At 36.7% G+C, this 13,623-nt stretch carries 8 protein-coding genes and 1 other annotated feature (1 of these 9 cut by a window edge); of the genes, 7 read left to right on the top strand and 1 reads right to left on the bottom strand.

Features of this window, described 5'->3' with window-relative positions; translation table 11 throughout:
* The first annotated feature begins 50 nt into the window (after positions 1-50).
* The 6 genes from NTHER_RS09185 (at position 51) to NTHER_RS09160 (ending at position 9,637) form a co-directional block, all read left to right on the top strand.
* A complete protein-coding gene (locus NTHER_RS09185) occupies positions 51-887 on the top strand; it encodes a TrmH family RNA methyltransferase (RefSeq protein ID WP_083762761.1) in 837 nt (278 codons plus the stop codon).
* Between the two features lie 263 nt (positions 888-1,150).
* Positions 1,151-1,363: a binding site (T-box leader), on the top strand.
* A gap of 88 nt (positions 1,364-1,451) precedes the next feature.
* The gene (gene pheS / locus NTHER_RS09180) at positions 1,452-2,477 is read left to right on the top strand and encodes a phenylalanine--tRNA ligase subunit alpha (protein ID WP_012448256.1); all 1,026 of its coding nucleotides are present in this window, start codon (positions 1,452-1,454) and stop codon (positions 2,475-2,477) included.
* 91 nt (positions 2,478-2,568) lie between these two features.
* On the top strand, positions 2,569-5,028 hold the full coding sequence (gene pheT / locus NTHER_RS09175) for a phenylalanine--tRNA ligase subunit beta (protein WP_012448255.1): 2,460 nt from the start codon (positions 2,569-2,571) through the stop codon (positions 5,026-5,028).
* Between the two features lie 101 nt (positions 5,029-5,129).
* Positions 5,130-5,408, top strand: coding sequence for a cell division protein ZapA (locus NTHER_RS09170; protein ID WP_041367676.1), 279 nt, complete (start codon positions 5,130-5,132; stop codon positions 5,406-5,408).
* A complete protein-coding gene (gene polX, locus NTHER_RS09165) occupies positions 5,408-7,123 on the top strand; it encodes a DNA polymerase/3'-5' exonuclease PolX (protein ID WP_012448253.1) in 1,716 nt (571 codons plus the stop codon). The genes NTHER_RS09170 and polX overlap by 1 nt, the downstream gene beginning before the upstream one ends.
* Positions 7,124-7,246: 123 nt before the next feature.
* Positions 7,247-9,637, top strand: a complete 2,391-nt coding sequence (locus tag NTHER_RS09160) for an endonuclease MutS2 (RefSeq protein WP_012448252.1) — start codon at positions 7,247-7,249, stop codon at positions 9,635-9,637.
* Positions 9,638-9,766: 129 nt separating this feature from the next.
* Here NTHER_RS09160 and NTHER_RS09155 read toward each other — a convergent pair whose 3' ends face one another.
* Complete coding sequence (locus tag NTHER_RS09155) at positions 9,767-12,592, bottom strand: transglycosylase domain-containing protein (RefSeq protein ID WP_012448251.1); 2,826 nt, start codon at positions 12,590-12,592, stop codon at positions 9,767-9,769.
* A gap of 227 nt (positions 12,593-12,819) precedes the next feature.
* On the opposite strand from NTHER_RS09155, the gene tyrS reads away from it, so the two are divergent.
* On the top strand, positions 12,820-13,623 hold the 5' portion of the coding sequence (gene tyrS / locus NTHER_RS09150; RefSeq protein ID WP_041367673.1) for a tyrosine--tRNA ligase. The gene runs 402 nt beyond the window's last position; 804 of the gene's 1,206 nt are visible here — the first part of the coding sequence; the start codon lies at positions 12,820-12,822; its stop codon lies off the right edge, out of view.

Genomic DNA, 13,623 nt, shown 5'->3' with positions numbered 1-13,623 from the left:
ACCTCCTACTCGATTAATTAGAAGATTGTAAAATATAAAATTTCGCTTAAATGCTTTGGAAGGCGGTGCCATTCGACATGATTACCGGTGAAAACAATTCTTTAATTAAAAAATACCGTAAGCTCAAGTCTAAAAAATGGAGGCAAGAATATCAACTAGTACCTTTAGAAGGTTCTTTGCTTATAAAAGAAGCCTTGCATAGCGGAGTCAAATTTGATTTTGTATTATATTCTGCTGATCAAGAAGTCATAAATGCTAATGAAGACCTGCTCTTAGAAATACATAATCAGCAAATACCTGCTTATTCTGTGGACCCTTCTCTGTTTCAAAAAACTGCCTTTACAGAAACGCCTCAGGGTATACTAGCAGTTTGTACTTTCAATGAAGGTGATCTTGAAAGCCTGACCAGTGAGAAAAAAGATATTTTAATTTTATATCAAGTACAAGATCCGGGGAATATGGGTACTTTGATCAGAAGTGCTGATGCCTTTGGATTTCAGGGTGTAGTATGTTCAAAGGGTTGTGTTGATCCAACAAATGACAAAGTCGTTCGAAGTAGTATGGGATCTTTATTTCACATACCTGTTGTGATGAATTCAGAAATTGACCAACTATTTCAAGTTTTGCAAAGAGAACAGTACTTTATCCTTTTTGGAGACAAATCAGGTAGTAAGCCAATTATGACAATTGACTTGTCCAACACTGCAGTAGCCTTATTTGTCGGCAATGAGTCCCGGGGTTTACAGGATTTAAATTTTGATCAAAAGTTCAATCAGGTTAGACATCAAAAAGTGGAAATTCCCATGTTTGGGAAAGCTGAATCTTTAAATGCTGGAATTGCTGGTTCTATTATGATGTACGAACTGTCTAAAAAACGATTTTATTAGGTGCTTTACTTGTTTTGCCGGGGCCTATGTGGTATAATTTACGTAAACCAATTGAAGGGTGGGGTCCCAAAAATGATTGATGCAAACTTTTTTTGGCGAATGTTTGAACTTACGGGATCCATAACGGCTTATTTAGCCTATCGCGATTTAGTAGGGCGAGTGGAATCAAGAGACAGAAAATTTGTATAAGAACAGGATTATATTAATTCGGTCTAATATATGTTTGTTAATTTTTATTACTTTCTATAACTATAATAAAGACAATAAAGGCGAAGAAGGAGAGAGTAGGCTAAGAACAGCTTCTACAGGGAGGGTGATCATAGACTGGAAGTCACCCGTGGCTGCTTAGCTGAAGTTCGCTCCGGAGCTTCCTGATTGAATACTAGTAGGTCAGGACGGTGCTACCGTTATTGCTATTAAGAGGGTATTATACCAAATTTGGGTGGTACCGCGGAAGTGTAGCTTTCGTCCCATTGTGACGAAAGCTTTTTTGTTTGGATAAATTTTCTATAGTTCCAAGAGATAAATTATTTTAAATGAGAGTATGACAAGGAGGTTGTTGTAATGCAAGAGGAATTAAAAGAATTAAAAGAAAAAGCCCTGGTAGACATAAGTGAAGCCTCTAGTTTGGATAAATTAAAGGATGTACAGGTAAAGTATTTAGGTAAAAAAGGCGAATTAACAAAAATATTAAGAGGAATGGGCAATTTATCGCCTGAAGAACGACCTGTGGTAGGAAAATTAGCTAATGAAATTAGGGATGATTTAGAACAAGCTTTTGAAGAGCGAGAAAACAATTTGAAAGAAGCTGAAATGCAAAAACGCTGGGAAGAAGAAAAAATCGACGTAACATTACCTGGAAGAGTCATTAGTCGAGGTGCGAAACACCCTTTAAAAAAAGTCCTAGATGAAGTTCATGATATTTTTCTAGGCATGGGATATAACATAGAGGAAGGCCCTGAAATTGAAACCGATTATTACAACTTTGAAGCGCTAAACATTCCTAAAGGGCATCCAGCCAGGGAAATGCAAGATTCTTTGTATATTACCGAGGAAATTTTACTCCGGACACATACTTCACCAGTACAAATCCGAACAATGGAACAAGTGGCACCAGAAATCCCTGTAAGAATTATTTGTACAGGCAAAGTTTATCGTAAAGATGATGATGCTACTCACTCTCCTATGTTTCACCAAATCGAAGGACTTGTAGTTGGTGAACGGATTACATTGGGGGACCTAAAAGGTACTTTACTTAACTTTGCAAAACAAATGTTTGGTCCAGAAGTTGACATCAGATTACGTCCTAGTTATTTCCCTTTTACAGAGCCAAGTGCCGAAGTTGATATTTCTTGTGTGATATGTGAAGGAAGTGGATGTCGTGTTTGTAAAGGAACAGGGTGGCTCGAAATATTAGGTTCTGGAATGGTTCATCCTAAAGTTTTTGAAATGTCAGGCTATGATCCGGATAAAGTTACTGGTTTCGCTTTTGGAATGGGAGTAGAACGGATAGCCATGCTTAAATACGGTATCCAAGATTTACGTATTTTCTTTGAAAATGACAAGCGAATGGTTAATCAATTTAAATAAACTGTTATCGCGAAATAGACGGATTACTTAAATCAAATTAAATTCTAATGTAAGGGGTAAATTAAAGTAAAAAATTGGAGGGTGTTGTAATATGCAAGTTTCTTATAACTGGTTGTGTGAATACTTGGATTTAGATATATCGCCACAAGAACTGGCAGAGAAGCTTACCAACGGTGGAGTTGAAGTTGAGGGCATAGAACAGTTGAACCCTGATCTTGATGATATCGTAGTAGGTGAAGTCAAGGAAGTTACTGAACATCCCAATGGAGATAAATTATCTGTTACAAAAGTAGATGTTGGGGATGCTAGTGATTCCTCTGAATTACAAATAGTGTGTGGTGCTCCTAACGTGGCAGTTGGGCAAAAGGTGCCGGTAGCCCTGGTAGGCTCAATGCTTCCAGATGGTTTCATTATTGAATCTTGTTCAATCAGAGGAGAACGATCATATGGAATGATTTGTTCCTGTGAAGAGTTAGAACTTCTCTCACCAGAAGAAGAAGAGGGAATAATGGTTTTGGATGATGATGCCCCTATTGGTGAATCAATAGTGACATACTTGGAATTGGATGATACGATTCTAGAATTTGATTTAACACCAAACCGGGCTGATTGTTTAGGGATGCTAGGGGTGGCTAGAGAGGTTGCCGCTTTATTAGATATTCCCTTTCATGAGCCGGAAGTAACTGATTATAAGCAGAATAAAACTTTGGATGAAATTAATATTAACATAGAGGATTCGAATCTAAGTGAGCGTTATATAGGCATGCTTATTGAAGATATCAATATTGAAACATCTCCTATGTGGCTTCAACAAAAACTCAGGTCTTATGGCATCAGACCTATTAATAATCTCGTAGATATTACAAATTTTATTATGATTGAGTACGGTCAACCATTACATGCCTTTGATTACGATTGGATTAAAGGGAAAAATATAAGCGTTAGATCTGCTCAAAAAGATGAACAGATAAAAACTTTAGACGAAAAACAGAGAACCCTGACTCCACAAGATATAGTTATTGCCGATGAAGAAAGACCTATTGCCATAGCTGGAGTTATGGGAGGATATGATACGGAAGTTAGCTTAAATACCAATAGAATTCTATTGGAGGCGGCATCTTTTAATAATATTAGTGTACGTAGAACCGCCAATCGCTTAAACTTACGTTCGGAAGCCTCTCTACGCTTTGAAAAAGGTGTGGATCCAAATAATACATTAAAAGCCGCTTTTAGAGCAATTGATTTGATAGAACAACTTGATGTAGGAAAAGTGAAAATTGGAGCTGCTGACGAATATCCACAAATCAGAGAGTGTGTGGAGGTTGAACTACGAACTTCACGAGTTAGAGCTCTAACGGGTCTGGATATATCTGATGATGAGATTAAAGATATATTTAGACGTTTAGATTTCGATATAGACGGAGAAAAATCGCTTAGTAATACAGACTCTGAACGAGGACTTAAGTTGACTGTTAAGGTTCCAACTAGAAGGAATGATATCTCTCTAGAAGTTGATTTAATTGAAGAGATTGCCAGAATCTATGGTTACGACAGGATTCCGACTTCCATGCCTCAAGGTAAGATAACTCAGGGCCGAAAGACCCATAGCCAAAAAGTTGCGGATATTTCAAGGGAAACATTGTTAACTGCCGGATTCTCTGAAATTATTTCCTATACTTTTATTTCACCAGATGATTTCGATAGGATAAAACTGACAGAAGATGACCAATTCAGAACAGCAGTACCTTTAGCTAATCCAATGACTAAAGAACAAAGTATAATGAGAACTACCATGATACCATCCATATTAAAGATTTTAGAGCATAATTCAAATCATGGAGAAAAAGACTTTCAAGTATTTGAGATCGGAAAAGTTTATTTTCCTAAAGAGTTACCTTTAAAAGAATTACCAAGAGAACAGACTAATTTGATTTTTGGCGGTATGGGAAAACTAACTCCTAAAACATGGATGGAACAACCAGGGGAGATAGATTTCTTTCATTTAAAAGGTGTCTTTGAACTTCTTATAGAAAGGTTAAATCTTAATATTAGTGACTTTGATTTTATGCCAGAAAAACACCCTTCTTTCCATCCTACCAGGACTGCCACAATAAAATACCGAGGTGAAAGAGTTGGTCTCATGGGAGAAATTCATCCAGAACTAGCGTCAGAATTCAATCTAGATAATGCGGTGATTGCCGAACTTAATTTCGAAAAAATTATTGGGTCTGCTAATCTATTTGACAGTTATCAACCGCTACCTAAATATCCAGCTGTATTACGAGATCTAGCTGTATTAGTACCTGAAGACACACCAGAAGAACATGTGGCTGGAAAGATTGCTGATACGGGCTCTGGCTTAATTGAAAACATCCAATTATTTGATTTATACCAAGGTGACCGAATTCCAGAGGGTATGAAAAGTTTAGCGTACTCTATTAGTTTCAGAGATCCAGAAAGCACCTTGACAGATGAGTATGTAGATAATATTTTCGAAGAAATTGAACGGCGATTAGAATCTGAACTTGGTGCCAAGTTGCGTAAATCTTAGTATTTTAGGGCGTCCCGCCGTGGACGCCCTCTTATTACATATTGCAGCAGGAATTTTAGTTTCTAAGGAGAAATTAATTGGGTGTAAAGGGGGTAGCTAGATTGAGATCTGATAGAAGACATCGCATTGAAGTTAATATTTTTGGTGAAGAATATACTTTAAAGAGTTCTTCAAATCCAGAGCATATGAAAAAAGTGGCTTCTGTAGTCGATGAAACCATGAACAAAATTGCAGAAAGCAAACCTAGAATTAGCCTACATCAGATAGCTGTGTTGGCGGCTTTAAACTTAGCCGATGAATACTTAAAGCTTGAAGACGAACATACCGATCTATTGGAAATGTTAGACGAGAAGGGTGAAACTGATAAGGGTGATAATTGATGACTAATACGGAAATATCTTTAATATTAAAGGAAATAGCTGAAATATTAGAACTTAAAGGCGAAAATTTTTATAAGATAAGGGCTTATAGAAGGGGGGCAAGAAATGTTGAAACCCTTTCAGAAGATATGACTAGGCTAGTCCAAGAAAATCGTCTTAGACAGATATCAGGTATTGGTAAGGGAATTGCTTCACAAATAGAAGAGATTGTTAGGACGGGTAGATCTTCATTATTAGAAGAGCTGCGAAGCGAAGTGCCAACAGGACTGAGAAGAATTTTGGGGATTCCTGGTGTAGGTGTTAAATCTGCTCAAAAACTATACTATCAATTGGGAATAAGCTCGTTAAATCAGCTCAAAGAGGCTTGTGAACAGGATCAAATCAAAGAATTACCAGGGTTTGGAGAAAAAATTCAAGAGAAGATTTTACAGGGGATTTCCAAAGTTGAAAGTTCTGAACGCGAAACTTTATTGGGAATAGCTCTGCCCATGAATGAGAATATTATCGCGACTTTGGAAAAGTTCCCTGAAATTGAAAATGTGGAAACCTCGGGTAGTGTTAGAAGGAGAAAGGGAATGGTTCAAGATATTGACCTTGTAGTTAAAACACAAGAACCGAAAACAGTAAAGGAAAAAATTATCGATTTACCGGCTGTTTATCAGGTTTTAGAAGAACAAAAAAATGTTCTAAGTGTTTTAAATACAGTTGGTATAAGAATAGATTTTTATTTAACCAGTGAAAAAAACTTTTATTACTATCTATTTTTGGCTACTGGTAGTGAGGACCATATTGAAGAAGTAGCGAATCTAGCTTTTCAGAAAGGTTATGAATTAAAAAAAGCGGGTTTAATTGATAAAGAAACAGAACAAGGAGTAGAATTATATTCCGAATTTGACTTGTATAATAAGCTGGATTTACCATATATAGCGCCTGAACTTAGAGAAAATCGTGGTGAAGTAGAAAAGGCTCATAAAGACAAATTACCTTCATTAATTAATGTCAAAGATATTAAAGGTGATCTTCACATTCATACTAACTGGACCGATGGTGCAGGAGACTTACAAGATATGGTTGATGGAGCTAAAAATATGGGTTATGAATATATTGCTATTACTGACCATTCTAAATCTTTAAAAATTGCCAATGGGCTATCAGAGTTTCAGCTTGAAAGACAGGTGGAGGAGATCCAAAAACTTAATCACGAATTAAAAGACTTTACTATATTCACTGGTACAGAAGTTGATATTTTGAAAAACGGCGAACTGGATTTTTCTTCAGATATATTACGTGAATTAGATTTTGTGATTGCTTCTATCCATCAAGGATTTAATGATCCTGGAGATGTGATTACGAACAGGATTTGTAAAGCCATGGAAAACCCTTATGTAAAAGCTATCGCTCATCCTACGGGTAGATTACTGGGAAAACGACAAGGTCATGACTTAGATTTTGAACGCCTTTTCGATACTGCGGTAGCTACTAATACCGCTTTAGAAATTAACTCCTCAATTGACAGATTAGATTTACCAGAGGAATTAGTTCTCCAAGGAATTAATAAAGGGGTTAAGTTTTTAATTAGTACAGATGCCCACAGTACTGAATCTTTTAAAGATATCCAATATGGTGTTTTTATTGCTAGACGAGGTTGGCTCTCTAAGGAACAAGTGATCAATACTTACGGACTAGCAGAATTTACGGAAAGTTTTTTAGGTTAAGCTGTATTAAAGTTGTACGTTGATAGCTGAAGAGCTCAACTATCAACAACGGAGTATAACAGCACCTAGCTTAATTATAATAGTAAATGTTAAACTATCCATTAATCTCGGGAGGAATTTAACTTGACGTTTAAAAAATCTATGGATACTTTGGAATTACCTAAAATAATAGACCAGTTGAAGAAAGAAACTGTTTCAACTATGACTAAGGAAATTTGTGACGACCTGGACCCTAGTGTAAATTATAATGAGATAAAGACCTGGTTAAAGGAGACAAGTGAAGCTAAAGAACTATTAGCAGAACGAGACATCTCTCTTAGAGGGTTGCGGGATATCAGAAAGCAACTTCAGTTAGCTGCTAAAGATGGCACCTTACAGGGGCCCGAACTCTTTCAAATATCTGAAATTATTGGTGTGTCTAATAGAGTAAGAAAAATAACTGATGATAATTTTCAAGCTAATTATCCGATTTTATCTTCATTAATATCTAAATTGCCTGAATTAAACCATCTTAAAAAAGAACTTGATGATAAAATTGATGAAAATGGTGAAGTAAAAGATTCAGCTAGTGTCAACTTGAGAAATATCAGGCAAAAAATTAAAAAGCTTCAGTCCCAGGTTAAAACCAGCGTTAACCGGATACTGCAAAGTGGGGAAAAATACCTTCAAGATAAAATTGTTACTATGAGATACGATAGGTACGTGGTACCTGTTAAAGCGGAATATCAAAATATGGTACCAGGAATTATTCATGATCAATCATCTAGTGGGATGACTGTATATATAGAACCCAAAGAAGTAGTTGAAAAAAATAATGAACTAAGGCAGGCAAAGCGCGAAGAACATAGTGAACTCGAAAAAATATTACAGGGGTTAAGTCAGAAAATAAAAGGATATCATTATCAGCTTCATGATTCATTACAAATTCTTGTTGAGTTAGATTTTATTTTGGCTAAAGGTTCGTTATCTCGGCGTATGAACGCCCGAGAAGCTGAACTTAATCAAGAAAAACGATTGGAGATTATTAAAGGAAAACACCCTTTATTGGGAGAAGATGCCATACCTGTAGATGTAAAATTAGGCGATGAATTTAATACTATGGTGATCACCGGTCCAAATACAGGTGGTAAGACGGTTAGTTTAAAGATGGTAGGTCTGTTTACTTTAATGACCCAATCTGGACTTCATATTCCAGCAGAACGCGGTACGGAAATGGGTGTTTTTGAACAAGTCTTTGCTGATATTGGAGACGAACAGGATATTGAGCAATCTCTTAGTACATTTAGTTCTCATATGTCCAATATTGTAAAAATAGTTGACCACGCAAATAGTGAGTCTTTGATACTTTTAGATGAGTTAGGTGCAGGCACTGACCCAACAGAAGGGTCGGCCTTGGCTATGTCATTGTTAGAGCATTTTCATAATTTGGGTTGTCGAAGCATAGCTACTACACATTATACTCAATTAAAAAGTTTTGCTCATGCCCGAGAAGGTGTGGAAAATGCTTCGGTAGAGTTTGACGAAGAAACTTTGGAACCGACTTATAATTTGTTAATAGGAGTGCCAGGCAAAAGTAATGCTTTCGTAATTTCAAGAAGACTGGGATTAAGTGACAAAATTATAAGCAATGCTAAAAGCTTTTTAGCAGACGAAGAGATTGAAGTGGAAGAACTTATCACTTCTCTAACAGAAAAAGAAAAGTCAAGCCAGAAAATGAAAGAGGAATTAGAACGGGAGCGGGCTAAAGTCGAGCAAGTAAAAGCCCAGCTAGAACAAGAACGAAAAGAAATTTCCAGAAAAAAAGATGAAGTTTTGCAAAAAGCCAGAAGACAAGCTGAGGAAATTATTTCTGATGCTAAAAGAGATGCTGAAGAGTCTCTCAAAGAAGCTAGAAAAATAGCTGAGAAAAAGTCCCATAAAGAAATGGCGGAAGTTAGCTCTAAAGTTAGAGATAAACTATCGGGACATCAACAAAAGTTACGAGAAGAGTTGATGGATTCGGCAGACTCGGTACCTTTATCACCTGAAAAGTTAAAGCCTGGATTGACGGTATATATTTCTAATCTTGATAAAGAGGGTCAAATCTTACAAGTTAATCATGATAAAGGTGAAGCAGAGGTTCAGGTAGGGATAATGAAAGTAAACGTAAATTTTTCAGATATATTTCCTTCTGAAGAAGAAAAATCTGGCTCAACCTTTTCCGGGAATGTTAACTCTTCCTCCTCTTCAACTGGTAGAGGCAATGTTTTTGCCGGTAAAAAGGAAAGAATTTCAACTGAATTAGATATTAGAGGAGAGCGGGTTGAAGAAGCCATAAATCAGGTTGATAAATATCTTGATGATGCTTTAGTTGCTGGATTGGCCGAGATTAGAATAATCCATGGTAAAGGAACTGGTAACTTAAGAAAAGGAATCCAATTTCATCTAGAAGGCCACCCAATGGTTTCTCAGTACAGATTGGGAAACAGACAAGAAGGGGGAGAAGGAGTGACTGTGGTCAAGTTAAACAATTGATCACATTAACCCCTAAAAATCACTTTAAATATAGTCCTTTGAATAAAAAACTCTTCCCGCGCAGTTTAGGGAAGAGTTTTTTATTGGTACTGTTTTAATTAATTCTGTTTTTTACATCATTTTTAAAACCTAATCATTCTGGTTATTGCCATTTTCTAAATCATCGGTAGGATCAGTTGAATGACCATTTTCTTCTTCTTCGGGCTCATGTTCATTCTCTTTAGTTTCAGTTTCTTCGTCCTCTTCTGGGTCATCTGTGTCTTGATTATTTTCTTGTTCTTGGTCTGGAGGTGTTTCGTCCTCAACCTGATCTTCTTGTTCAGTGGATGTATCATCAGTAACAACACTGATGGTAACTGTTTGTGCAAAAGTAGATTCATTTCCTTCTTCATCAATTTCTGTTAAGCGATAGGTATAGGTTTCACCTTCACTGATATCGTTGTCAACGAAAAAGGTATTGGCTGTATTTTCCTTAATTAAAACAAATTCATCATCTTGGGGACCTTGTTTGTATAGGTTATAGCCAGCTATATCTTCTCTTAAAGAAGACCATCTAAGTCTAATCGCTCTACCATCATGAATTACATCCCCTCTTAATCCTGGTGAAACACCTTCTTCACCGTCTCCGTGAATTTCACATGACTCTTCCGGTGCCATCAATTCAGTATCTGCCGGTACTCTACCTGGACCACCAGTCCAACGATCATCAGTTGTCATATATGACCGATCTTTTAAGAATACTTTCGTTTCTAAAGTGTGTTCTGGGCAATCTTCAGTAGCTAACTGTTCGCTTTCCAAACAAATTTCAACTTCTTCAAAGGCATTATCTTCTTGAGTTGGGACCATATTATTCAAAAAATAATCTGAAGTTATATAGTCATCAGGTGTTATATCGCTTGGTAATAATCCCGATTTGGTGCTAATTGATATTGGACCTTGGATACCTGAAGGTCTCTGAAAATTTCTTATTTCCATTCCTTCTAGAGAAGGGCCCATAATTTGATTGACCATACTAGTAGTATATCTCCACGGATTGGAGATGGAACTACCTTGTGCATCATGTCGGTCATAACCAATCCAAACCGTCATAGCAAGGTTAGGTGTATAGGTTGATAGCCATCCATCTCTTTGATTTTGGGAAGTTCCTGTTTTAGCGGCTGCCGGTCTTCCCAAGTTTACTTGGCTGGCAGTTCCCCAATTAACTGTATCTTTTAACATATCGGAAACTAACCAGGCTGTTTCTTCAGATAATACTGGTTTTTTCTCGGGTACTGCTTCATATATGATGTCACCATTTCTGTCCTGTATTTCCCTAACAGCATATGGTTCCACCCTTACTCCTTCATTTGCCAAAGTAGCAAAGGCTGCATTCACCTCTATTGGTTTAACACCATGGTCCCAGCCACCGATAGCAGCAGCTGGATTCCTTTTATCAGATTCTGTCATGGTAGTAATTCCAAATTGTTCAGTGTATTCAGCGGCTTTATTTGCTCCTAATTCATTAACATATAAATCGACAGCTGGTACATTTAAAGACCGTACTAAAGCTGTTCTAGCTGTTACTAATCCTGCAAAACTGCGGTTAAAGTTCTCAGGAGTATAAGTTCTATTGGTGTCTGGTATATCAAAAACCATTGGGGCGTCATCTAAAACAGATCCTGGTGAAATAATTCTTTCCTCAATTGCTGGTGCATAGATATTTATGGGCTTCATTACTGAACCAGGTTGGCGGCGACTGAGAGTTCTGTTAACCATATTATTAATTCCGTAATTACGTCCTCCCACAAGGGCTCTTAATTCACCACTTTCCGGATCCGCAAGCACCACTGCAGATTGTGGTTGAGTAACACCAGATGCATCTTCACGGGTAGTTGGATAATTATTTGAGTCATTGACCACGTTTTCAGCAGTTTGCTGCATACTTTTGTCCATAGTAGTATAGATAGTCAATCCACCATGATACAGAAGGTTTTCTGCTTGACCCCTGGCCTCTTCAGAACTCCCACCTGTAATTTCTGTTAAAATAGGGATAACTTCTTCGTTTATTACATAATCGACAAAATGTGGATTAGGATATGTCCTTTCCGGTAGCTCTGTTAACATGTCATCTATACCAACGCTTTTCGCTGTTTTGTATTCATCTTTTGTAATGAAATCTTGCGATTTCATAGATCTTAGAACTAATTCCTGCCTTTGTTTTGCATCTTCTGGGTTATTAAATGGAGACAATCTGCTAGGGTGTTTAATTACACCTGCTAATAGGGCAGATTCTTCTACTGTTAGTTCTGAGACATCTTTATCAAAATAAACTTGGCTGCCAGCTTGAATGCCGTAAGCATTATGGTTAAAATAAACTGCATTATTTAAGTAAAATTCCAGGATTTCATCTTTAGTGTAAACTCTCTCAACTTGAATTGCCAACCATAATTCCTGAATTTTGCGCTCTAATTGTTGTTTTGGTGACAGAAAAGCATGTTTGACAAGCTGTTGTGTAATAGTACTTCCACCCTGTGGCCCTCTAAAAGGATTCCCAGTTGTTCTAAAGTTGGTGGTAGCAGCGCGCATGATCCCCCTAGGATCGAAGCCTCTATGGTCGTAAAAATTATCATCTTCGATGGCTATAAAAGCCTGCTGAGTATGTTCGGGGACATCATCTAAATCAGTTTCAACCCGGTACTGCTCTCTATCTAACCTGACAATTAAATTACCATTGCGGTCTCGGATTTCCGACGGTAGAGCTGAACTCATCCTTTCCGGGTCGAAATCGGGAGTGCCTTGTAATGCTGCAATTGTCATGCCAAAGGCAACTCCACCAGATAAGAAAATGATAACTAAAATTGCAATACCCGCGTACTTTAATATATTTCTCATAGAGTTATTGCTGAACTTAAAAGTTTTTTTGGTCTTCTTTTTATTTGACCGGGACCTAGTTACGGTTTTCTTGTTTTGACTCATGTAAACCCCCTCCTTAACGAATAATATTATAACATAAATTTTGTAAAAAAGGTGATTAATTGCTTTGCCAAAAATAGTTTATTGTGTTAAAATCACTAATAAAATTTGTCAAATATAATATCCTGCGGGAATTCCTTTGATAATAAAATTAATTTATCAAAAGTTAATAAAATTTACAGTAGGGGGATTGGAAAGTGGTGCTACAAAACTATAGTTTAGAACGACAAATGGAAATCTTTTCCCATGGTACCGAAGAAATAATTTCTAAAGAAGAATTGCAGAATAAGATTCAAAAGTCCATTGATAGTAATGAGCCATTACGGTTGAAACTAGGTTTGGACCCTTCGGCTCCTGACATTCATTTGGGGCACACTGTAGTATTGCGTAAACTAAAACAGATTCAAGAGATGGGACATAATGTTACCATTATTATTGGTGACTTTACTGGTAAAATTGGTGATCCTACAGGAAGAAGTGAAACAAGAAAACAAATGACAACAGAAGAAATATTGGAAAATGCCGAAACCTATAAGGAACAAATTTTTAAAATTTTGTATTCTGATAAAACCGACGTAAGATTTAACTCAGAATGGCTATCTAACTTGAAGTTTGAAGATATCATAGAACTATCTAGCAAGGTAACAGTTGCACGAATGTTAGAAAGAGAAGACTTTAATTGGAGGTATAAGAAAAATCGTCCAATTAGTTTACATGAATTCTTTTACCCAATTATGCAGGGTTATGATTCAGTATTCTTGGATTCCGATGTGGAATTTGGAGCAACAGAACAAAAGTTTAATTTATTAATGGGAAGGCAACTGCAAAAAGAAAAAGGTAACACACCTCAAATTGCTCTGATGCTTCCTATATTAGTGGGGACTGATGGCGAGAAAAAGATGAGCAAAAGTTTGGGTAATTATATAGGTATAGAAGAAAAACCATATGATATGTACGGAAAAACTATGTCTATCCCTGATGAATTAATAATTGATTACTTTACACTAACTACCGATCTATTACCAGAAGAAGTT

The sequence above is a fragment of the Natranaerobius thermophilus JW/NM-WN-LF genome (assembly GCF_000020005.1).
Classification (GTDB): domain Bacteria; phylum Bacillota; class Natranaerobiia; order Natranaerobiales; family Natranaerobiaceae; genus Natranaerobius; species Natranaerobius thermophilus.
Note: the sequence above shows the minus strand (reverse complement) of the source record. Positions and strands in the feature narration are given on the sequence as shown.